Genomic DNA, 20,560 nt, shown 5'->3' with positions numbered 1-20,560 from the left:
ATTGTCACTAAATCGACGTGCGCGCCGCTCCTCTGTAGTCATTTTGAATTGAGCCCTTGTTGCCATTTTTAATCGATATTAAATTAATAAATGTGGTCAACGTATTTCAGGCATTGACATAATTATCAAGTATTAAGACTTCGATTAGTTCACCATTTAACGTATCATCTTCCCGGCCAAACCCACGTATTGCCGATGCCTGAGCTTGTCGAAGACAGCGTAGTGTCCCATTGTGAAACACTTAGTGAAACATTGTGCTCCTCAAATCTTTTTCATCTCGAAATTTCGAAATCTCAAAATTCTATCAAAAATGCGGTTTTTCCGTAAAATTTATTTCTGGGATTTTCGTGCGTGGGAATCGCTCCCCATCCCGCCCGCCCCCATCGAGGCGAAGTTTTGAAAAAAAATCGGCATACGATTACGGGTTTTCCGCATATTTTTGAGTAGGTATTAAGATTAGAGTATTAAGTATTAAGACTTCTTGATGTTCAATACTTTACGTATCACTTTGCCCAACCAAACCCACGAATCGTCGTTGCCTGAGCCTGACTAAGGCTGGTGCGATTTTTTGGTGGCTTGACACGTTCTGTGTTTTCCTCAACAGTTCTATATTTCGAGATAATCTGTGAAATTCGGTGTTTTCAATGCGCTATAAAAGCTGGTACGTGAGCTTGTCGAAGGAAAAACATTGTGTCCCATTGTGAAACACTTAGTGAAACATTGTGCTCCCTCAACGCCTGAGCCCATCGAAGGTTGGTGCCTGAGCTTGTCGAAGGCTAACCGCAAAGTTCGCAAAGATCTACGCAAAGTTCGCAAAGGGGAAATCGTTCCTTTTTTCAATCTTTCAATCTTTCAATCTTTCAATCTCGAAATTTTATAAAAAATACGGTTTTTCCGTAAAATTTATTTCTGGGATTTTCGTACGTGGGAATCGCTCCCCATCCCGCCCGCCCCCATCGAGGCGAAGTTTTGAAAAAAAATCGACATACCATTACGGGTTTTCCGCATATTTTCTAGGAAGTATTAAAATTGAAGTATTGAGTATTAAGACGTCAATTAGTTTGTCACTTAGCGTTTCACTTTTGAGAAGTTAGTTCCGATACGTTTCGGGATAGTCCCATTAGCGATCGGAATAGTTCCGAGTGCCATTTAAATCGCGAAGTTTGGCATTGAACGTTTTATGTTCTGGCTCAAACCCACGAATCTTTTGCGCCTGCGTCATGTAGAGCGTCGATGGTATGTTAACTACCGATAAACTGTTAATTAAGTTGTAGTACTAGCTTTTTATCTGATGCTACTACACGACACTATGCATTAAAAGTAGTATTTCGTAAATGGGAACAAGTTATATAACAGGTGAGTTTTATTCAAACTATGACAACTTTCGAAATTCCCCACCATTTTACGGGTTAGGGACAGCAGCGAAAATCCTGCCACGAGCGTCGGTTGACAATTGGCATCCTCATAGCTATCTGGGGCAGCGAATGGCCCGACGGCAGTCTGGCACTAGGGAGTAGGAGGGACGCCGCTGCCGGAACCCCCAATTTATACTCCTTACAAGATATACCCGAAAACAATTCCTAAAATAATCGCCAGTAGTTTTGCGAAATTAAACTTGTGATTTTCAGATGTTTCAAAGATTATTGTCGACGAAATATGGAACAAAATTCCCACGACAACCGCCGAAAAATAGTGCTGTAGCGACTGTATTTGCTGCAAATTCGACGCTAAAAACGTTCCCAACGGCGTTGCAACGGCAAATCCCAACATGAAAAGGATAACCACAGTGTTCGATAAATGGGCTTGTCGGAAAAATTGCGTTAAAATAACGGCGATTGGCAAGTGGTGTACGGCAATTCCCCAGGCCAATTCCGATTCGGCGGCCACCGGAATACCCTCGATAAGTGCGTGAATACCCAACGAAACTGCTAAAATGAGCGGAACACGAGTCATTGATTTGCCTCCGTGAACATGCCCGTGCTCAGCGCCTTTAGAAAAATACTCCAAGATGATTTGCAGTAAAATTCCAGACATAATTAACAAACCAATGGTCGAATATTCCGACTCATACGAACGACTGTAAATCTCCGGAAGTAAGTGCAAAACCGTGAGCGAAAGCAGAAAAGCGCCGCTAAAAGCAAGCAACAGTTTTAGTCCGGTTTTCTTTTTTGGTTTGTATAGAAATCCGATTATCAGCCCGAGAACTACAGAAAAAAAAGGAATCAGTAATGCTGTCATTTAAATAAGAGTATCAAGCGTTCGCTGCTTTGCGGATGGTACTTTCTAAGTTTGTAATCGCCAAAAACATCGAGCAAATGAATGCCCGCCTGTTCCATAAGTTGTTCGAAATCGGCTAATCGAAGCGCCTTAACTTTTTCGGTAAACGCATATTGTTTTCCTTGATCTTCAAAGCGAATTTCCTTATAAATATACCCGTCGATTTCAAAACGCTTAATGTGAAACGAAATGCCATCAACTTCTTTCTCTTCTTCGGGAACTAAGTGCGGAATCACAAAATCGACATTCATAAAATCGATGACGCCAAATCCGTATTCGTTAAGCGAATCGCGAATGGCTTCGAGCGTTTTCAGGTTATCGTTGTCGTTTTCGAAGTAACCAAAACTGGTAAACAGGTTGAAAATTGCATCGAATTGGCGGTCGAACGGTTCACGCATGTCGTGTACAACAAATTGCAGCGAATCGTTTTCATAAGCTTTTGCTTCATCAATGCTGTTGTGCGATAAATCGGCGCCAACCACGCGGTATCCCAACTGATTCAAATAACGAGAATGTCGTCCTTTTCCACACGCCAAATCGAGTATTTCAGCATGCTCAGGTAAATTTAGGTATGCCGTTATATTGTCGATAAAGAGTCGCGCCTCCTTATAATCGCGATCTTTATAAAGAATGTGGTAGTAGGGGGTATCGAACCACGAAGCGTACCAATGGGTATCTTCTGGAACCGTATTGTTGGTCATTCCGCTTATTTTGGTGCAAATTTACGTTATTTTTGCAAGGTTTTTTTGACGAAAATAAGTCGAATTACACCTTCGTACATGTCAGATAATTTTAAAATGATTGCCAAAACGTTCTTTGGATTCGAGCCTTTGCTGGAAGCCGAACTACGTAATTTAGGAGCACAGCAAGTAGAATCGGGCACGCGAGCCGTTAGTTTTGTGGGCGATAAAGGTTTTATGTACAAAGCCAATCTCGCCTTGCGTACGGCTTTGAAAATTCTGAAACCAATCAGATCGTTCCGTGCGCTTAACGAAAAAATGCTGTATGAAGGGATTCAAAAAATCGATTGGTCGGAGTTTTTACGTGTAGAATCGAGTTTTGTGATCGACGCGACAGTACATTCCGACTTTTTCAAGCATTCAGAATTTGTTGCACAAAAAACCAAAGACGCTATTGTGGACCAGTTTCGCGAACGTCAAGGCGCACGCCCAAGTGTTGAAAAGCGTTTCCCCGATTTGCGCATTAATGTACACATCGACCGCGAAACGGTAACGGTTTCATTAGATTCTTCGGGTGCATCATTACACCAACGCGGCTATCGTACAGCTACTAACATAGCGCCCATCAATGAAGTTTTGGCCGCAGGTATGTTGTTGCATGCAGGCTGGCGCGGACAATCCGATTTTCTCGATCCGATGTGTGGAAGTGGCACTATACTGATTGAGGCAGCGATGATTGCGTGTAATATTCCGGCAAACCTCAATCGAAAAGAATTTGCCTTTGAAAAGTGGCGTGATTGGGATTTTGAACTATTCGAAACCGTTTTGGAATCGTTGATGAAAAAGGTTGTCGATTTTGATTTTTCGATGATCGGTTTTGATAAAGCGCCAAGTGCAGTGGCTAAAGCTACCGAAAACGTAAAGCAAGCCAATCTTTCGGAATACATTTCTATAAAGCACTTAAACTTCTTTGAAACGGAGAAAGGAACCGACGAGCCTTTATTTATGTTATTTAATCCGCCCTACGGCGAACGTTTAGATATCGATTTGGAGCGTTTTTATCGCGAGCTCGGTGATACGCTCAAGCAGCACTACGCCAATACTTCAGCCTGGTTTATTACGGCGAATTTAGAAGCCTTGAAATTTGTTGGGTTGAAACCGTCGCGAAAAATCAAATTGTTTAATGCTAATTTGGAAAGCCGATTGGTGAATTACCAAATGTACAGTGGAAGTAAACGTTTAAAATTCAATCAAAATTCCGATGAAAAAATCAACTAAAGCCTTTGTTTTTCAGGCCATATCTTTTGCTTTCTTCTTTATAATTTGCCGTGTTATTTTAGGCGAGTTTTCCGATCTAGAACCTATTTGGAAAGCAGTTACCTCGGCAGTAGTGGCCACAATTTTAGCACCTAAATTTCAAGCTGTAAAAACCTCGCAAGGCGAACGTTTGTTTGTTTCGTGGCTTTTTCTAAAGGAAGTAAAAGAAATAAAATAGTTGTTATTTCTTTTTCTTTTTCTCGGCAGAAACGCCTTTATCTTTCTTATACAGCGGTAAGAAATAGCTTACGGTATAGTTGAAGCCAACGCCAAAGCGGTCGTTGTAGGTACGATTATAACCAGGAATGTACAGGTTTTCGAATCCGTTTGGGTCTTTCTCTTGTATCATGATGTTCAGTCGAAAGCTAAAGCCTACGAAGACATTCGTGAACACTTGTGCTTTAATGCCGGCAACCGTTTCAATCCAGTGCGCTGTTAGCCCATTGTAGTCGCGATTTACATCAATAAAATCCCCATTTCCAAAATACGGATTAGGGTTGTAAATTTTATAACTATTAAGCGTTTGCGAAAAGGTACTAAAGCCGTAGCGCAATCCGACATTTACCATGTTTTCGAGCTGTAACCAGTTTTGATGCGTGTTGTAATCGAAACCTATTTTGAGGTACTGGCCGCGCGTTGTAGCGTTAATCTGTGGTTCGCGCGTATCTCGCTTTTCGGTACCGATTTCCGCGGCAGCGAAATACCTTTTCGATAACCGAAAGTCGCCAGTAAATTCAATACCTTGGTAGTCCTTATCATAAAGACTTCGCGTTAAGCGGTGTAAATCGATGCCCACGCGCAAGCCATAGCGATCCTTGAATTTAGGTAGCGAATCGGTAGTTTGCGACCAACCCAGCATCGAAAAGAGCAGGAAAAAACTAGAAATATATTTTAACGTGGATTTCATTTTCGGTTTCGATGTCTGATTGTAAAATTTCAATACTGTTGATCCACACATTACCACTAGTAACTGTGATTGGTGCCAACGGATTAGTTGGCGGATTTAATTTATAAGTGGTTTTATATCCGCAAGCTCTCGATACATACGCATTTAGTCGGCTGTAGTTGATTACAATTTGGTCTTCAAAAATTAAATCTTCATTCGGACTGTTGTAATTCAACGTTAGGTTATAAACGACTTGGTCGGCTTCGGTATTGAGCGGAAGACCGATTCTGTTCCCGTTCGATAAAAAGCGTTGTTCCGCAACCGGCGAATCTATTGGGATACTCTCATTCAATACTAAAGCTTCTTCTTGACCTTCGCCAATAACATATAAATTAGTCAGGTTTTTAAGTACCGCCGGATTGTTTGTATCGTAAAATTCAATCATTAACCGCGGCGTTGTAGATTGCCCAGGATCGCAAATGTCGTCCTTCTCACAAGAGCTTAACGATAAAACCATAAGGCAAAAGAGGAGTAACTTTTTCATGAAGGCTTGTAAAGACTAATTTTTGAGCGATAAAAGTACAACATTTTCTACGTGATGTGTTTGCGGAAACATATCAACTGGTTTTACGCGTACTACTTCATATCTCTCATCTAAAAGTGCTAAATCTCGGGCTTGCGTAGCCGAATTACAGCTTACGTATACCACTTTCTGCGGAGCTACTTTTAAAATCTGAGCCACAACATCTTTGTGCATGCCATCGCGAGGCGGGTCGGTTATAATTACATCGGGTTTGCCGTTTTGCGCAATAAAATTGTCGGTAAAAATATCTTTCATATCGCCGGCATAAAACGCGCAATTGTCTATTTTATTGTTTGCGGCGTTCAACTTCGCATCGGCAATGGCGGCAGGAACAGCTTCAACTCCCACTACTTTTTTTGCTTTTTGGGAAACAAATTGGGCAATGGTTCCAGTTCCGGTATACAGGTCGTACACGATTTCTTCTCCGGTTAGCCCAGCAAAATCGCGCGTAACTTTGTACAATTCGTACGCTTGTTCGCTGTTAGTTTGGTAAAACGACTTAGCATTTATGCGAAACTGCAAGCCTTCCATTTCTTCTACGATGTACTCGCGACCCGACCAAACCAAAATATCTTGGTCGTAAATGGTGTCGTTTGCTTTTTCGTTTACGACATAAAGTAACGAAGTGATTTCACCGAAACTGGTTTGCAAGTACGTCATTACTTGTGCAATACCGTTTTTGTCGTTTTCAAAAAACTGTACCAAAACCATAATTTCACCAATCGAGGAGGTGCGAATCATCAGCGTTCGCAATAAACCAGCGCGATTTCTCGGATCGTAAAATGCAAGTCCGTTCTCATCTGCGTAAGCGCGTAATCCATTTCGAATGGCGTTCGACGGATCGGCTTGCAGCTGACAATCAGTTATGTTGAGAATTTTATCCCACATTTTTGGAATATGAAATCCAAGCGCGTTCCGATCGTTGAAAACCGTATCCGATTGCATTTCCTCAGGCGAAAGCCAGCGGCTGTTTGAGAAACCAAATTCCATTTTATTACGGTAGAAGTAGCGTTTTTCGGAACCTAAAATAGTTTCAAATTCGGGCAAGTTAATCTTACCAATACGCTCCAAGTGGTTTTTAACTTCATTGAATTTGTAATCCAACTGTTTTTCGTAACTCATGTTTTGCCATTTGCAACCGCCACAAACACCAAAATGTTTGCAGGCCGGCTCCACGCGATCACTCGAATATTCATGAAAGGCAACAGCTTTACCTTCGTAGTAACTGTTCTTTTTCTTATAAATCTGAACATCTACTACATCGCCCGGAACCACATTCGGAATAAATATAACCCGACCGTCGGGTGCTTTCGCCACGCACACGCCTTTAGCACCGGCATCCTGAATAGTTATTTTCTCGAAAAGTTTCTTATCTGAGTTACGTTTTCTTCCCATGCGGCAAAGGTAAACCTTTCCTTAATTTTTATCGTATATACTCCAAAATCCATGTAGAAAAAATCGTACAAATCCGATAATTATACAACAAAGAATTCCGCCACTTTTACAAACTTGAATCGTTTTATGAGACTTTACGAAACCTTATCACGACTGCCTTTTATCAAAAACGGATACGCACGAAAGTTCTTATTCGTTGCATTCATGGGAATACATATTCCTATTTTGGGATTAACATATTATCTAGCCTTAAAGCACGATGAATTTAATCCAACAACGGCACTAGTCATCTGTTTGATTTGTACGTTGTTAGCAACTGCTATAACTTTGTATGTTTTAAATGGTCTAGTGCGCCCGATTAAAAAGCTGGTTGATGCTATTAACCGCTATAAAAAAGATAGGAGTATCGCTGCCATTGATGTCAATACCGATGATGAAGTCGGCCAGCTAATAAATCACACCCTTGATGCGATGCGAAACAATGAAGAATTGCTCCGCCAAAAGCAAGATTTGATGCATTTGTTCTCGCACGATTTGAGAAATTTTGCACTGAATCCCGAATTGCTGGCAACAGAAATTATCGAATCTAATCCGAGTCCAAGCATAAAACATTCTGCGGAATTAATTCTGCAAACCGCACAGCGACAAAAACAGTTTCTAGCCAGCTTTGTTACGCTAATCCAAGAAGAAGAAAAATTATCAAAACTCACATATAAAGTTAAATCAGTAAGTGGCGCAGCATTAGTAAGCGATCTACGAACAGTTTTCGCGAACAAATCAGCCGAAAAGAATGTAAGTTTGGTTTTCTCCGGCGAATCGGTCTCCGGACACATTAGAATGGATCGCGATGCCTTGCAATTTGTACTTCGCGCTTTGGTCGATAACGCCATCAAATACACCCCAAAAAACGGAACCGTTACCGTTTCGTTCTCTAAACAAAATCATCATTTTACAGTAAGCGTTGCCGATACTGGAATTGGCTTTAACGACAAACAAGCGCAAACACTATTCGATAAGTTTTCGCCACTTATTCGACGCGGAACGGAAAACGAATCCTCTTCCGGCATTAGTTTGTATCTCGCCAAACAAATTATGAAGAAAGCGGGAAGTGATATCGAAACGCGCAGCAACGGCGAAAACCAAGGCGCTACTTTCAGTTTTTCGCTCAGAACCTACCGAGTTCGCTAAGCGGGTCGTTTTTCAACCCATGTCGCTTCGTAGCGCGTACAATTATTAAATTCGCAATTTCGTGACGCCGTTACAAAGGCATTTTCTATTTTTACAGTCACATTTCAAGAATTTTTTAAAACTGCGGTTATGAACGTATTGGAACAATCAAGTACTCAACATTTCATCGATATCGAAGATCGCCACGGCGCACACAATTACCATCCATTACCTGTAGTTCTCAGTCGCGGCGAAGGCGTTTTTGTTTGGGATGTCGATGGGAAAAAGTATTTCGACTTCCTTTCGGCGTATTCTGCGGTTAATCAAGGACATTGCCATCCAAAAATTATTAGCGCATTAGTCAATCAGGCGCAAACGCTCACCTTAACATCGCGTGCTTTTTATAACGATAAACTCGGTGCCTACGAAAAGTTTATCACTGAATATTTCGGTTACGACAAAGTTCTGCCGATGAATACGGGCGCCGAAGCCGTGGAAACTGCCTTGAAAATTTGTCGCAAGTGGGCCTACGAAGTAAAGAAATTACCCGAAAATTCCGCACAAATTATTGTGTGCGACGGTAACTTCCACGGTCGAACAACCACTATAATTTCTTTTTCAGGCGACACCAACGCACGAAAAAATTTTGGTCCATATACCGAAGGCTTTATCCGAATTCCTTATAACGACGCAGCTGCGCTTGAAAATGCATTAGCAAACAATCCGAATGTTGCCGGATTTTTAGTGGAACCCATACAAGGCGAAGCCGGCGTTTATGTGCCCGATGCCGGTTATCTAGCCGCAACGAAAGCACTTTGCCAAAAACACAACGTTCTTTTTATTGCCGACGAAGTTCAAACCGGAATTGCCCGAACCGGACAGTTACTGGCCGTTTGTCACGAAGGAGTTAAAGCGGATATACTCGTACTTGGAAAAGCTGTTTCAGGCGGCGTTTATCCAGTAAGTGCCGTTTTAGCCGATAACGAAATCATGAACGTCATTAAACCCGGACAGCACGGCTCGACTTTTGGTGGAAATCCGTTGGCAGCAGCAGTTGCCGTAGCGGCGCTCGAGGTCGTGCGCGATGAACATTTGGCTCAAAATGCTGCGCGTTTAGGCGAAATTTTCCGTCGAGAAATTGGTAAATACGTCGAGAAATCCAATATCGCTAGCTTGGTTCGCGGAAAAGGTTTGCTTAACGCCATTGTAATTAACGACACGGAGGAGAGCGATACCGCATGGAATATCTGCGTGCGTATGGCCGAAAACGGATTGCTAGCCAAGCCAACTCACGGAAACATCATTCGCTTTGCGCCACCTTTGGTGATGACCGAAGAACAGCTGCTCGAATGTGTGGGCATCATCACAACAACATTGCAAGAATTTGAATAAGTAATAAGAATCGGTTTTATAGCCGATTTTTTTTGGGCGTTCCGGCGCAGTGGTTTGCTTCGCAGTCGCGTAGTGGCGCCGTCGGTTGCTTGTTGCAATAAGCTTTGCTGCCGTGCCGTTTGCTAGTATTTTGGTCGGCTTCCTTCGGTCGCCACCCAAAAAACAGCAAGCGAGCACACCAGCTGTGCTTATTTCCACGCCGCCACCTAACGCAGAGAACTTCGAAACAAGAAGTGTAAAACCTTCTAATCGCAACTCCAATTGTCTAAAAAAAATAATAAAAACAAAAGGCAGTTCTAAACTTCTCGTACTTTTGAATCATGAAAATAGCACGTATAATCATTTCGTTCTTAGCTATTGGTGTAGCCCTATACGAACAATCCGAGGCAAAGCCAAATTTGCTGATTGTAATTCCGGCTGTGCTCGTATTCGTATTTGGTATGATGCCGCTTTTCAATACACCAAAAAAAGATGAAGCAAACGACTAAGCATTCGTTCAAAACCGGCGATCGCGTTCAAGTACTCGACGATGCCGTTGAAGGTGTCATCATGGCCATCGATACCGATTCCATCACGATCGAATCAACCGACGGCTTTCTAATTAAATACCAACCGAACGAGCTAATTAAAATCGGTGAAACCAAAATAGCCGTAAGTTATCAAGACATTCGACTCGCTAAATCAATCAAGGATGTTCCTCAAAATGTAAAAAAATCTCCGTTTAAAGATAAAGTGCGTGCCACACCCTCATTCGATTTACACATCGAAAAAATTGTACAATCTCATAAAGGAATGAGCAATTTCGATATTCTTAACTTACAACTCGAAACAGCACAGCGACATATCGAATTCGCAATTAAAAATCGGATTCCCAAAATAGTACTGATCCATGGAGTAGGAGCGGGCGTGCTAAAAACGGAGTTGGAATATCTATACCGAAAATACGACCAAATTATTGTAAGCGAAGCCAGTTACCAATTGTACGGACAAGGCGCCAGTGAACTGTATTTCAAACAGAACAATTAACGAAAATTACCTGCGTTTAGTTGGTTTGCAACTCGCCGAACAAATAGTTGTCGCCAAACGTAAAATTTAACGCTTGCTCGGTGTCTTTTAAAATTACGCGTCGAAAGCGAATTGTGTGAGTGAAAATTCCGGCAGTTTCCGTCGTTTCCACCGTTATTATTCCCGATTGATTGGCGATTCCACTTTCCGAAATGTACGACTTTTCGATTGTTGGTAGATTGTTATTGCAAATCAAATCGGCATTCAAATTTGTTCGATGCACATTAAAAAATACTTGATCGTTGTCATCCAGTAAAGCAGTACGCGGATTACCAGTCGTAGTTGCTTGGTTTACAATCAAACTGTTATACGTTTCCTGACTTAAATTCAAAGCGAGTAACTGTAAGCCTGAACTTTTGAATAGTAAATTATTTGCTGTACACGATTGAATATCAATATTTTCGAATGTAGTTGGGCGATAAATGTTGCTTCTTACATAACTGCCAAACAGTATGGTTTCATTGCGTTGCGTAATGCCATTTCCACGATCAAATACGATATCTCTAAAGATCAAATTGTGGCTAAAACCTGTAATAATAGTAGAACCTGTGGTCGTTGTCGGATTCACAACACCGGTAGTAATCTCAAGTGTTCCACCGGTTGCGGTCCACTCTTCCAAAACCTGAGGTTGCGCGGGTGGAACAACCGAACATAAGGTTGATTCAGTAACCTCGCCGTCGTATAGTCGGTACGTTACTTGGGCGGCAGTTGGTATTTGTAATACGATCGGATTGTCGGATGTAGTGATTCGATTCGGAAAAATCGTTTCGTTCAATTCGATGATAAGAACTTCTCTGCCGTTAATTTTATAGATAAAAAAATCATCGGTTCCTTCACCACATTCGCGAGTAGTAGCAGTTTCAAAATCGAATGCTTCTACCGAAACGTTACCATCATCGCAACCTAAAAACGAGGCTGCTAGCAACAAGACAAAAAGTACTTTCTTCATGTTCATAGAATTCGGCGCAAAGGTAAGATTTTTATGCTTTCAGACGGGCGGCGTTTGTGCAGCAGCAGACTTATTTTTACATTTGACACATGAATAAAATATATTTCGACAATGCAGCTACTACTGCATTACGTCCTGAAGTTATTGATGCTATTGTAGAATCGCTTCGAAACGATTTCGGCAATCCTTCTTCCACTCATGCCTACGGACGCTCCGCTAAAAGTTCCATTGAACTGGCACGGAAATCAATTGCGAATTTACTCGGCTGTACAGCTAATGAAATAATTTTTACTTCTGGTGCAACCGAGGCTAACAACTGGATTATTCGTTCGGCGGTACGCGATCTAAAGCTGCAGCGAATCATCTCCAGTAAAATGGAGCACCACGCCGTTTTTTATGCGGTTAAGGAAATTGCCCAAGAATACGGAATTGAACTCGTGTTTGTAGACAACGACAAAAACGGACACATCAATCTCCAACAACTCGCCGAATTATTACAGGATAAAAAGCCAACTTTGGTTTCGTTGATGCACATCAACAATGAAACAGGCTGCATTTTACCTATCGATGAGGTGGCACAACTCGTAAAGGAAAACGGTGCGTACTTTCATTCCGATACCGTGCAATCGGTCGGAAAACTAAAAATCGATTTACAGCAAACTCCTGTCGATTTCATCACGGCATCTGCGCACAAATTCCACGGTCCAAAAGGAATCGGTTTTGCCTTCTTCCGCAAAGGTTTGTTAACCAATCCAATATTTTTCGGTGGCGAACAAGAAAAAGGTTTGCGCGCAGGGACCGAATCTGTTCACAACATCGTTGGCATGCAAAAAGCATTAGAACTCGCTTACGAACGTCACGACGCAGAAAAAGCGCACATCACAGAATTAAAAAGCTATTTCATTGCCCGCCTGCGCGAAGTCTACGGCGATAGTGCACACATTCACGGACACGAAAACACGCTCTATAATTTAGTAAACGTGGGTTTACCTATCTCGCAAGAAAAAGCGTCGATGTTGTTGTTTATGCTCGACATGAAAGGATTTGCGATATCTCGCGGCAGCGCGTGCCAGAGCGGCAGTCCAAAACCCTCGCACGTACTTGCAGAAATGCTCGACGATGAAACAATCAAATTCCCTAATTTGCGCGTTTCTTTTTCACACGACAATACTAGGGAAGAAATTGATTTGCTGGTAAGCGAGTTACAAAAGCTGTAAATCTATACGCTTCGTCCGCGAATTAGACGAAACAGAATAGCAATAACAGCAAAGACCAACAGCAGGTGAATAATCGATCCTAAGTTGGCGAAAAAGAATCCCAGTGCCCAAAGTATCACAAGGATAACGGCTACGGTGTAAAGTAAGTTGCTCATAACGGGTAGTTTTAAAAGTTATTTTCTAGTAAATCGCTGAGTTCTAGATCGGCGAAAAGGCGTTGAATGCGTTCTAAATGCAGGTAGGTAAACTGCAAGTGTTTTTCCAAAGCGGCTTTTAGAAATTCGTCGGTACTTTGCGAAATCTTTTCTTCCAAATCGGCTTGTGCCAACTTTTCAAGACGGTAAATCGCGCATAATTCTGCTAAATAATCGATTCGCTGAGGTAGTTCCGGAACCATAGATCGCTTCTTTGATACAAAGGAGCTTCTTTTTCGTAAAAAATTTCTTACGAAATTATCGGATTGTTTTACAAATGCCTTTTTGGCGCGTCGTCGAAAGTTTTGTTATTGACATGCAGTGAAACTTAAGAAGTATTACTTTTCGCTGCGTTTTTCACAAGACAATTTTTGTTTTCAACTACTGAAATTCAAGGCACGCTAGGAAGCACACAGCAACGCACAGAATTTGGGTTTTGTCTTTTGAAAGCTGCAGGTTCTTTGTTTACACATCAGCAGGTTTGGGTGATTCGTTTGATGCATACACTGTAGTTTACTTCGAGATCGCATAGAGCTCGTTTCTTTACAAAGATTCATTTAGGCAACAGCTATAGTAATTTACCAAAAACGGAACCTAAAAAAGCTACGTTCGATTTATACGTGAAATTCCTGATAATAGCAATAAATACGAGCGCCGCTTATAAATCTTGTTTTGGTGCAGTGCAAAAAAAAATCGCAACAAAACTGCTGCGATTTTTATTATTTGAAAATGATTTTTTACAAGTGAATGACCTCGCCGTAGGCATCGGCAGCCGCTTCCATGATGGCTTCGCTCATCGTTGGGTGAGGGTGAACCGATTTGATGATTTCGTGACCTGTAGTTTCGAGCTTGCGCGCTACTACAGCCTCGGCAATCATGTCGGTTACACCGGCGCCAATCATGTGGCAACCTAACCATTCGCCGTATTTCGCATCGAAAATTACTTTTACAAAACCATCTGGTGTGCCCGATGCTTTTGCTTTTCCGCTCGCTGAAAACGGGAATTTTCCAACTTTGATTTCGTATCCTTTTTCGCGAGCTTGTTTTTCAGTTAAACCTACAGAAGCAATTTCTGGAGTTGCATACGTACAGCCCGGAATATTGCCGTAATCAATTGGCTCAACATGTAAACCTTTGATTTTTTCCACACAAATAATTCCTTCGGCTGAAGCTACGTGCGCCAAGGCTTGACCTGGAACAATATCGCCGATCGCGTAATAACCGGGAACGTTTGTTCGGTAAAATTCGTCGACTAAAATCTTATCCTTCTCAGTTTTAATTCCAACGGCTTCTAAACCAATATTTTCGATATTCGATTTAATTCCAACAGCCGATAACAAAATCTCTGCTTCGAGAATTTCTTCGCCTTTAGCCGTTTTTACCGTTGCTTTTACGCCTGGTCCTGAAGTATCGATTTTCTCCACTGAAGCATTGGTCATAATATTTACACCTGCTTTTTTCATGGAGCGTTCCATTTGTTTTGAGATGTCTTCATCTTCAACCGGAACAATGTTAGGCATGTATTCTACGATGGTAACCTGAGTTCCCATTGCGTTATAGAAGTGTGCAAATTCAACTCCAATAGCACCAGAACCAACTACAATCATCGATTTAGGTTGTTTCTCGAGCGTCATTGCTTTACGGTAACCAATTACCTTAACACCATCTTGAGGTAAGTTTGGCAATTCGCGGCTTCGTGCACCAGTTGCAAGAATAATGTGGTCGGCGCTGTATTCGGTTTCTTTTCCATCGGCCGATTTTACCGAAACTTTTTTGCCAGGTTTTACGGTTCCGTGTCCATCGATGACATCGATTTTATTCTTCTTCATCAAGAACTGAATGCCTTTGCTCATTCCGTCGGCAACGCCACGAGATCGCGCAATTACAGCATTAAAATCTTTATCGAATTCTTTTATAGTTAATCCGTAATCGGAAGCGTGCTTTAGGTAGTCGAAAACCTGAGCCGACTTCAATAATGCTTTGGTTGGAATACAACCCCAATTCAAGCAAATTCCGCCGAGGCTTTCTTTCTCGATTACGGCTGTTTTAAAGCCGAGTTGTGACGCGCGAATGGCGGTTACGTAACCACCCGGACCGCTTCCTACTACTATGATATCGTACTTCATTTTGATATTTTTTTGCTGATGCGAAAGTAATGATTTATTGTGATTTTCGAATTCGTTTTACGCGCTCTGTACATCAAATTGTGCATCGTATAGATTTTTGTAAAATCCGTTTTCACGCAGCAGTAATTCGCTGTGCGTTCCCGATTCTACCACCTTGCCTTTGTGCATGACTACTATAATATCGGCATTAACTATGGTTGCTAAACGGTGTGCGATAACGATGGATGTACGATCTTTGGTAATTTTCTCCGTAGCGCGTTGTATTAATTCTTCCGAGTAGGTATCAATGCTGGAAGTAGCTTCGTCTAGAATTAAGATGCTTGGGTTAGAAACGTAAGCACGCAGGAAAGCAATAAGTTGCCGCTGACCAGAGGAGAGCATTACACCGCGTTCTTTCACATTATAATCTAATCCGCCGGGTAAAGACGCGATAAAATCGGCTACACCAATTTGTTCCGCAGCTTGCAAAACCCGCTCGCGACTGATGTCGTCGTTAAATAAGGTAATGTTGTTGTACAGCGAATCGGCAAATAGGAAAACATCTTGCAAGACTACAGCAATTTGTTTGCGCAGCGATTCGATGGTATAATCGTTAATGTTGTGATTATCGACGGTTATTTTTCCGGAATCGAGTTCGTAAAAGCGATTCAATAAGTTTATGATAGTCGATTTTCCTGCGCCGGTTGAACCAACGATGGCCACTGTTTGTCCGCTTTGAACTTCCAAATTCAAATCGCGAATTACGGGTTCGTTTGCAACATAGCTGAATTGTACGTTTTCAAATGTAATATTGCCAGCAAAAGGTTGCGCCTGAATCGTTCCAACATCTTGAATTTCATCAGAAGTATCTAGAATATCAAACACGCGATTGGCGGCAATCATACCCATTTGCATCTCGTTGAATTTATCGGCAATTTGTCGCAGCGGATTGAATAGCATTCCGATAAACATCGTGTATGAAGACAAATCGCCGAAGGTCGTGAACTGATCGCCGCCCAGCATGCGTTGTCCGCCGTACACGACCACTGCACCAAGTGTTAACGATGAAATGATGTCGGCTATCGGGAAGAAAATTGAGTTATACCAAACCGTTTTTATCCACGCTTTGTTGTGTTTGTCGTTTATTTCACTGAATTTCTCGGCTTCGATTTGCTCGCGGGTGAATAATTGAACGATTTTCATGCCCGTAACTCGTTCTTGTACGAAGGTGTTTAAAGCGGCTATTTGCGTTCGAACAACTTCAAAGGTTACTTGCATTTTCTTTTGGAAAATTCGCGTTACCCAAACCAAAATTGGCATCGCCACAAAAACGATCAGCGTGAGTTGCCAGTTCATAAAAAACATAAAGATGAGAACGACGATCATTTTCGACAAATCGCTCATAATCATAAATAAACCCTGACTGAATATTTTTGCGATGGCTTCGATATCGGAAACGGTTCGTGTAACTAACTGTCCGACAGGTGCGTTGTCGAAGTATTTCATTCGAAAACCGAGTAAGTGTTTAAATAGTTTTTCGCGAATGTCTTTTACGATATCCTGTCCGAGCCAGTTTGCCCAATACACAAAGTAAAATTGTGCTGCAACTTCGAGTAGTAAAACCACGGCCATTAATCCCAAGTAAAAAGCTAAACCGCTTTCGTCTTTTGATTGTATGTAATTATCTACGGTTTCTTTAAGTAAATACGGGCGTAAGGCAGCAAACAACGAGAGCAATAACGCCCAGACAATAACGCCGTTAAAGCGAAATTTATACGGCTTGGTGTACACCATAATCCGCTTGAATACATTGGTATCAAAGGCTTTAGCTTTCATTTGTAGCTGTAGTTTTTAGGTGTGATGTAGGTTGTAGTTCCGCAAAGTTGTAAGCAACTTCTGTAAGATACAAACCATGTGCGGGTACCGAAGTACCGGCTTCGCTTCTGTTTTTCGAGTCGAGAATACGCTGAAAGTCGGCTAGTGTCATGCGCTCAAATCCCAAATCGAGTAAGGTTCCGGTGATTGCTCGAACCATATTTCGTAAAAAGCGATTTGCCGTGATTTCAAATACAAGCTTGTCGCCATTTTGCGTCCAAACGGCTTTGGTGATGGCACAATTAAAGTTATTAACTTCGGTTTTCGTTTTTGAAAAGCACTGAAAATCGGTGTGTTGCAGCAGAAGTGCCGCCGCCTCGTTCATGAGCTCTAATTTTGGCATGCGCTTCAAAAAGAAACTAAAATCGGTTAAGAACGGATTTTTACTGGTGTGTATGTGATACTCGTACGTTCTCGACAACGCATCGAAACGCGCGTGCGCTCGCGGATGAACTTCGAAAATATCGTGAACGGCAATGGAATCGCTTAGCAAGGCATTTACTTTATAACACAGCTCTGCCACTGGAATTGCCGTAGGGAAATCGAAGTGGGCAAACATTTGTTTGGCGTGCACTCCAGTATCGGTGCGGCCGGCGCCGGTTAAGCTTATCTCGGTTCGAAGCAATGTTTCGAGTGCGCGCGTAAGTTCAGCTTGTACCGAAGGCGATTTCGGCTGGATTTGCCAACCGTGGTAGTTCTTACCGAAATAGGAAAATGAAATAAAATAGCGCAAGTATGTCGGGCTGTAAATGATTGCCAAATTTACGAATATTCAGCCAATTGATTAAGCAGCGAGATACGATATGATATTTTTAACAGCGGTTAGAAATGGATTCAGATGTTTATGCGCTATTTTGCTGAACGTATGGCAATAAGCTTCGATTTCAAACTGTGAATAATTTTTCGATTTGCGGATTTTCAGGATTAATGTATTGATAAACATTGTTTTAGAAGAATTGCTTTTTTGCTGATTATTGAAAAACAGTAGTTTGATATTATTTTCAAATAGCCGTTAGGTTTTCTACATTTACCAAAAACAATCAAAAGCTGTGAACGATTCGCTTAAGCATTTAGGAAAACGCCGTCAACTTATTGAACTGCTTCGAACTAAAGGAATTTCGGACGAGACAGTTTTGGAGGCGATGTTGAAGATTCCGCGACATCTTTTTTTGAATTCGAGTTTTGAAGACTTTGCTTACGAGGATAAAGCCTTTCCGATTGCGGCCGGACAAACGATTTCGCAACCCTACACCGTTGCGTTCCAATCGCAGTTGTTGCAGGTAAAACCTGAAGAGAAGATTTTAGAAATCGGTACCGGTTCTGGATATCAAACCGCTGTTTTGTGCGCCATGGGTGCAAAAGTGTATTCGGTAGAGCGGCAGGTCGATTTGTTTAAGCAAACGTCTTTGTTGTTGCCCAAATTGCACATTCGGCCGAAACATTTATCGTTTGGCGATGGGTATAAAGGCCTACCCACGTTTGCTCCTTTCGATAAAATTATAGTAACTGCGGGTGCTCCCGTGGTTCCAAATGCCTTGCTGTCGCAATTAAAAATTGGTGGCCGATTGGTAATTCCCGTTGGTGTAAACGATCAAATTATGACCTTGTATATTCGACAAACCGAATTGCGATTTGAGAAGCACGAATTCGGGAATTTCCGTTTTGTTCCACTGCTAGAAAATAAATCCTGATGAAAAAGTGGCTGTTGTTTGTGTTTATTGGTGTTAAAGTGTACGCACAAGGTTACACCAGTTACTTTACTGGTAATTCGACAAACGTGACAACGGTTCCGCTTGCGGGCTATTGCTTGATGGGTGGTGCAACGGAAAACGACAATGCCATGACCTGGTTATTACAACGCGCTAACGGCGGCGACGTGGTGGTGTTGCGAAGTTCGGGTTCGGACGGGTATAACGATTATTTTTATTCGGATTTGGGTGTGAACGTTAATTCGGTAGAAACACTTGTCATTACGAGTGTTGCCGGCGCCACGAATCCGTATGTGTTGAATAAAGTTGCTCAAGCAGAGCTCATTTGGATTGCCGGTGGCGATCAGTTTAATTACGTTTCGTTTTTTAAAGACAATGCGTTGGAAACGCTTTTAAATGCGCACATCAACGAAAAAAATGCTCCGATTGGTGGCACTAGCGCGGGTATGGCTATTTTAGGTGCACATTATTTTTCAGCGCAAAACGGTTCGGTTACGAGTGCGCAAGCGACCTCGAATCCGTTTCATCCGAATGTTACTATTGGTTCGAACGATTTTTTACAGATTCCGATTTTAGCGAATACAATCACCGATACGCATTTTGATAATCCGGATCGCCGCGGACGTTTAGCCGCTTTTTTAGCGCGATTGGTATCGGAAAATCAGGAACGAAAGTTCGGTATCGCCTCGAACGAATATGTTTCGGTTTGTATCGATGAAAACGGAATGGCTCGTGTTTTTGGAGATTTTCCGAATTACGAAGAGTACGCCTTTTTTGTACAACCGAATTGTACGGAAGAATTTGTTCCGGAAATATGTACGGCAAATACCGCACTTACGTGGAATAGAAACGGAGAAGCTTTAAAAGTATATCGCGTTCCCGGCACGCAAAACGGCATTCACAGCTTTAATTTAAACGACTGGAATTCCGGATCGGGTGGAACGTGGTTTAATTGGCGCGTTGTGAATGGCAGTATAGCGGTTACTAATGCCGTGAATCCGCAGTGCTTTTTGGCGCAACCGGAAGTTATTGCTGATGTTGAAATTGGCGTTGCTCCAAATCCGGTGCGCGATTGGTTGCATTTTGATCGCGTGGTTTCCGATGTTTCTATTTTTGGATTAGACGGAAAATGCTTGTTTGACAGCAAAAACGCTTTCGTACAATCGGTTGATTTTAGCGGAATGCCTGCGGGTTATTACGTGCTTTCCTATGAATGGGAGGGAGTACGCTTTTACCGAAAAATCCTCAGGAATTGAAAGCTTTTTTGATGCGATCTAAGTCGCGTTTAGTATCCGAAGCTTTTAAAGTTTCGCGCTTGTCGTAGGTCTTTTTACCTCGCGCCAATGCAATATCGAGTTTTGCCAGACCTTTTTCGTTGGTGAACAAGCGTAAAGGAACAATAGTTAATCCTTTGGTTTGCACACTTTTGTATAAGCTGCGGAGTTCACGCTTTTGCAGCAGAAGTTTGCGTTCGGAGCGCGATTTGTGGTTAAATTGATTTCCGAACGTGTATTCTTCAATGTACGAATTGATTAGAAAAAGTTCGTTGTTATGAAATTCGCAAAAGCTTTCGGTTATGGTGGCTTTTCCGGCTCGAATCGATTTGATTTCGGTTCCGGTTAAGACAATTCCTGCCGAGTAGGTTTCGAGAAGTTCGAAATCGAATCGGGCTCTTTTGTTTTGAATGTTTACAGTCTTTTGCATAGCGAGTGCAAAGGTATGAATACGGAAGGAAAAACAACACGTTTA

The 20,560-nt window shown here is 42.0% G+C and carries 21 protein-coding genes; 9 read left to right on the top strand and 12 right to left on the bottom strand.

Annotated features, from left to right (window positions below; translation table 11 throughout):
• Window positions 1-1,554: 1,554 nt before the first annotated feature.
• Window positions 1,555-2,238 carry a ZIP family metal transporter gene (locus tag Q0064_RS04360; protein WP_298144844.1) on the bottom strand — a complete coding sequence of 228 codons (684 nt, stop codon included), beginning with the start codon at window positions 2,236-2,238 and terminating at the stop codon, window positions 1,555-1,557.
• Window positions 2,235-2,978, bottom strand: coding sequence for a class I SAM-dependent methyltransferase (locus Q0064_RS04355; RefSeq protein WP_298144841.1), 744 nt, complete (start codon window positions 2,976-2,978; stop codon window positions 2,235-2,237). Before Q0064_RS04355 ends, Q0064_RS04360 begins: the two co-directional genes overlap by 4 nt.
• Window positions 2,979-3,056: 78 nt before the next feature.
• Here Q0064_RS04355 and Q0064_RS04350 point away from each other — a divergent pair, with 78 nt between their 5' ends.
• Together Q0064_RS04350 and Q0064_RS04345 are read left to right on the top strand one after the other, a co-directional pair.
• Window positions 3,057-4,235, top strand: coding sequence for a THUMP domain-containing protein (locus Q0064_RS04350; RefSeq protein ID WP_298144839.1), 1,179 nt, complete (start codon window positions 3,057-3,059; stop codon window positions 4,233-4,235).
• Complete coding sequence (locus Q0064_RS04345) at window positions 4,219-4,452, top strand: hypothetical protein (RefSeq protein WP_298144836.1); 234 nt, start codon at window positions 4,219-4,221, stop codon at window positions 4,450-4,452. The genes Q0064_RS04350 and Q0064_RS04345 overlap by 17 nt, the downstream gene beginning before the upstream one ends.
• A 3-nt stretch (window positions 4,453-4,455) precedes the next feature.
• On the opposite strand, the gene Q0064_RS04340 is transcribed toward Q0064_RS04345, so the two are convergent.
• From Q0064_RS04340 to rlmD, 3 genes are read right to left on the bottom strand one after another with little or no spacing between them, the layout of a single operon-like run.
• Window positions 4,456-5,181: a DUF6048 family protein gene (locus tag Q0064_RS04340; RefSeq protein ID WP_298144833.1), complete on the bottom strand. Its 726-nt coding sequence runs from the start codon at window positions 5,179-5,181 to the stop codon at window positions 4,456-4,458.
• Window positions 5,153-5,704, bottom strand: coding sequence for a DUF6452 family protein (locus tag Q0064_RS04335; protein WP_298144830.1), 552 nt, complete (start codon window positions 5,702-5,704; stop codon window positions 5,153-5,155). The genes Q0064_RS04340 and Q0064_RS04335 overlap by 29 nt, the downstream gene beginning before the upstream one ends.
• Window positions 5,705-5,719: 15 nt before the next feature.
• On the bottom strand, window positions 5,720-7,138 hold the full coding sequence (gene rlmD / locus Q0064_RS04330; RefSeq protein ID WP_298144827.1) for a 23S rRNA (uracil(1939)-C(5))-methyltransferase RlmD: 1,419 nt from the start codon (window positions 7,136-7,138) through the stop codon (window positions 5,720-5,722).
• A gap of 126 nt (window positions 7,139-7,264) precedes the next feature.
• Here rlmD and Q0064_RS04325 point away from each other — a divergent pair, with 126 nt between their 5' ends.
• The 4 genes from Q0064_RS04325 (at window position 7,265) to Q0064_RS04310 (ending at window position 10,723) form a co-directional block, all read left to right on the top strand.
• Window positions 7,265-8,326 carry a HAMP domain-containing sensor histidine kinase gene (locus Q0064_RS04325; protein ID WP_298144823.1) on the top strand — a complete coding sequence of 354 codons (1,062 nt, stop codon included), beginning with the start codon at window positions 7,265-7,267 and terminating at the stop codon, window positions 8,324-8,326.
• Window positions 8,327-8,455: 129 nt separating this feature from the next.
• Window positions 8,456-9,697 (top strand): ornithine--oxo-acid transaminase, encoded by a 1,242-nt coding sequence (gene rocD, locus Q0064_RS04320; RefSeq protein ID WP_298144820.1) that lies wholly within the window; start codon window positions 8,456-8,458, stop codon window positions 9,695-9,697.
• 320 nt (window positions 9,698-10,017) lie between these two features.
• A complete protein-coding gene (locus Q0064_RS04315) occupies window positions 10,018-10,185 on the top strand; it encodes a hypothetical protein (RefSeq protein ID WP_298144817.1) in 168 nt (55 codons plus the stop codon).
• The gene (locus Q0064_RS04310; RefSeq protein ID WP_298144814.1) at window positions 10,169-10,723 is read left to right on the top strand and encodes a DNA mismatch repair protein MutS; all 555 of its coding nucleotides are present in this window, start codon (window positions 10,169-10,171) and stop codon (window positions 10,721-10,723) included. Before Q0064_RS04315 ends, Q0064_RS04310 begins: the two co-directional genes overlap by 17 nt.
• Before the next feature lie 16 nt (window positions 10,724-10,739).
• Here the strand turns inward: Q0064_RS04310 and Q0064_RS04305 are convergent, their stop codons facing one another.
• Window positions 10,740-11,711 (bottom strand): hypothetical protein, encoded by a 972-nt coding sequence (locus tag Q0064_RS04305; protein WP_298144811.1) that lies wholly within the window; start codon window positions 11,709-11,711, stop codon window positions 10,740-10,742.
• Between the two features lie 89 nt (window positions 11,712-11,800).
• On the opposite strand from Q0064_RS04305, the gene Q0064_RS04300 reads away from it, so the two are divergent.
• Window positions 11,801-12,928 carry a cysteine desulfurase family protein gene (locus tag Q0064_RS04300; protein ID WP_298144808.1) on the top strand — a complete coding sequence of 376 codons (1,128 nt, stop codon included), beginning with the start codon at window positions 11,801-11,803 and terminating at the stop codon, window positions 12,926-12,928.
• A gap of 2 nt (window positions 12,929-12,930) precedes the next feature.
• On the opposite strand, the gene Q0064_RS04295 is transcribed toward Q0064_RS04300, so the two are convergent.
• The 5 genes from Q0064_RS04295 to truA all read right to left on the bottom strand — a co-directional run bounded on the left by Q0064_RS04295 (window position 12,931) and on the right by truA (window position 17,835).
• Window positions 12,931-13,083 (bottom strand): lmo0937 family membrane protein, encoded by a 153-nt coding sequence (locus Q0064_RS04295; protein WP_108721086.1) that lies wholly within the window; start codon window positions 13,081-13,083, stop codon window positions 12,931-12,933.
• Window positions 13,084-13,094: 11 nt separating this feature from the next.
• Window positions 13,095-13,325 (bottom strand): DUF892 family protein, encoded by a 231-nt coding sequence (locus tag Q0064_RS04290; RefSeq protein WP_298144800.1) that lies wholly within the window; start codon window positions 13,323-13,325, stop codon window positions 13,095-13,097.
• 534 nt (window positions 13,326-13,859) lie between these two features.
• A complete protein-coding gene (gene lpdA / locus Q0064_RS04285) occupies window positions 13,860-15,248 on the bottom strand; it encodes a dihydrolipoyl dehydrogenase (RefSeq protein WP_298144797.1) in 1,389 nt (462 codons plus the stop codon).
• Between the two features lie 57 nt (window positions 15,249-15,305).
• Window positions 15,306-17,063, bottom strand: coding sequence for an ABC transporter ATP-binding protein (locus Q0064_RS04280; RefSeq protein WP_298144794.1), 1,758 nt, complete (start codon window positions 17,061-17,063; stop codon window positions 15,306-15,308).
• Window positions 17,053-17,835 (bottom strand): tRNA pseudouridine(38-40) synthase TruA, encoded by a 783-nt coding sequence (gene truA, locus Q0064_RS04275; protein ID WP_298144849.1) that lies wholly within the window; start codon window positions 17,833-17,835, stop codon window positions 17,053-17,055. The genes Q0064_RS04280 and truA overlap by 11 nt, the downstream gene beginning before the upstream one ends.
• Before the next feature lie 316 nt (window positions 17,836-18,151).
• Between truA and Q0064_RS04270 the strand changes: the two genes are divergently transcribed.
• A complete protein-coding gene (locus Q0064_RS04270; protein ID WP_298144791.1) occupies window positions 18,152-18,793 on the top strand; it encodes a protein-L-isoaspartate(D-aspartate) O-methyltransferase in 642 nt (213 codons plus the stop codon).
• Complete coding sequence (locus tag Q0064_RS04265; RefSeq protein WP_298144788.1) at window positions 18,793-20,067, top strand: Type 1 glutamine amidotransferase-like domain-containing protein; 1,275 nt, start codon at window positions 18,793-18,795, stop codon at window positions 20,065-20,067. The genes Q0064_RS04270 and Q0064_RS04265 overlap by 1 nt, the downstream gene beginning before the upstream one ends.
• Here Q0064_RS04265 and smpB read toward each other — a convergent pair.
• Complete coding sequence (smpB, locus tag Q0064_RS04260; protein ID WP_298144785.1) at window positions 20,057-20,515, bottom strand: SsrA-binding protein SmpB; 459 nt, start codon at window positions 20,513-20,515, stop codon at window positions 20,057-20,059. The two genes, Q0064_RS04265 and smpB, sit on opposite strands and share 11 nt — an antisense overlap.
• Window positions 20,516-20,560 lie beyond the last annotated feature (45 nt).

Origin of the sequence: Flavobacterium sp. (genome assembly GCF_027490375.1) — a bacterium.
In the GTDB taxonomy this organism is placed as follows: Bacteria; Bacteroidota; Bacteroidia; order Flavobacteriales; family Flavobacteriaceae; genus Flavobacterium.
Note: the sequence above shows the minus strand (reverse complement) of the source record. Positions and strands in the feature narration are given on the sequence as shown.

What these genes read in the sequence shown, in the direction of transcription:
- Q0064_RS04300 (WP_298144808.1), top strand. Translation starts at nt 11,801, where the DNA reads ATGAATAAAATATATTTCGACAATGCAGCTACTACTGCATTACGTCCT.
- Q0064_RS04360 (WP_298144844.1), bottom strand. Translation starts at nt 2,238, where the DNA reads ATGACAGCATTACTGATTCCTTTTTTTTCTGTAGTTCTCGGGCTGATA.
- Q0064_RS04350 (WP_298144839.1), top strand. Translation starts at nt 3,057, where the DNA reads ATGTCAGATAATTTTAAAATGATTGCCAAAACGTTCTTTGGATTCGAG.
- Q0064_RS04305 (WP_298144811.1), bottom strand. Translation starts at nt 11,711, where the DNA reads ATGAAGAAAGTACTTTTTGTCTTGTTGCTAGCAGCCTCGTTTTTAGGT.
- Q0064_RS04290 (WP_298144800.1), bottom strand. Translation starts at nt 13,325, where the DNA reads ATGGTTCCGGAACTACCTCAGCGAATCGATTATTTAGCAGAATTATGC.
- lpdA (WP_298144797.1), bottom strand. Translation starts at nt 15,248, where the DNA reads ATGAAGTACGATATCATAGTAGTAGGAAGCGGTCCGGGTGGTTACGTA.
- Q0064_RS04355 (WP_298144841.1), bottom strand. Translation starts at nt 2,978, where the DNA reads ATGACCAACAATACGGTTCCAGAAGATACCCATTGGTACGCTTCGTGG.
- Q0064_RS04325 (WP_298144823.1), top strand. Translation starts at nt 7,265, where the DNA reads ATGAGACTTTACGAAACCTTATCACGACTGCCTTTTATCAAAAACGGA.
- Q0064_RS04340 (WP_298144833.1), bottom strand. Translation starts at nt 5,181, where the DNA reads ATGAAATCCACGTTAAAATATATTTCTAGTTTTTTCCTGCTCTTTTCG.
- Q0064_RS04315 (WP_298144817.1), top strand. Translation starts at nt 10,018, where the DNA reads ATGAAAATAGCACGTATAATCATTTCGTTCTTAGCTATTGGTGTAGCC.
- Q0064_RS04345 (WP_298144836.1), top strand. Translation starts at nt 4,219, where the DNA reads ATGAAAAAATCAACTAAAGCCTTTGTTTTTCAGGCCATATCTTTTGCT.
- Q0064_RS04280 (WP_298144794.1), bottom strand. Translation starts at nt 17,063, where the DNA reads ATGAAAGCTAAAGCCTTTGATACCAATGTATTCAAGCGGATTATGGTG.
- Q0064_RS04295 (WP_108721086.1), bottom strand. Translation starts at nt 13,083, where the DNA reads ATGAGCAACTTACTTTACACCGTAGCCGTTATCCTTGTGATACTTTGG.
- Q0064_RS04335 (WP_298144830.1), bottom strand. Translation starts at nt 5,704, where the DNA reads ATGAAAAAGTTACTCCTCTTTTGCCTTATGGTTTTATCGTTAAGCTCT.
- Q0064_RS04265 (WP_298144788.1), top strand. Translation starts at nt 18,793, where the DNA reads ATGAAAAAGTGGCTGTTGTTTGTGTTTATTGGTGTTAAAGTGTACGCA.
- Q0064_RS04310 (WP_298144814.1), top strand. Translation starts at nt 10,169, where the DNA reads ATGAAGCAAACGACTAAGCATTCGTTCAAAACCGGCGATCGCGTTCAA.
- smpB (WP_298144785.1), bottom strand. Translation starts at nt 20,515, where the DNA reads ATGCAAAAGACTGTAAACATTCAAAACAAAAGAGCCCGATTCGATTTC.
- rlmD (WP_298144827.1), bottom strand. Translation starts at nt 7,138, where the DNA reads ATGGGAAGAAAACGTAACTCAGATAAGAAACTTTTCGAGAAAATAACT.
- rocD (WP_298144820.1), top strand. Translation starts at nt 8,456, where the DNA reads ATGAACGTATTGGAACAATCAAGTACTCAACATTTCATCGATATCGAA.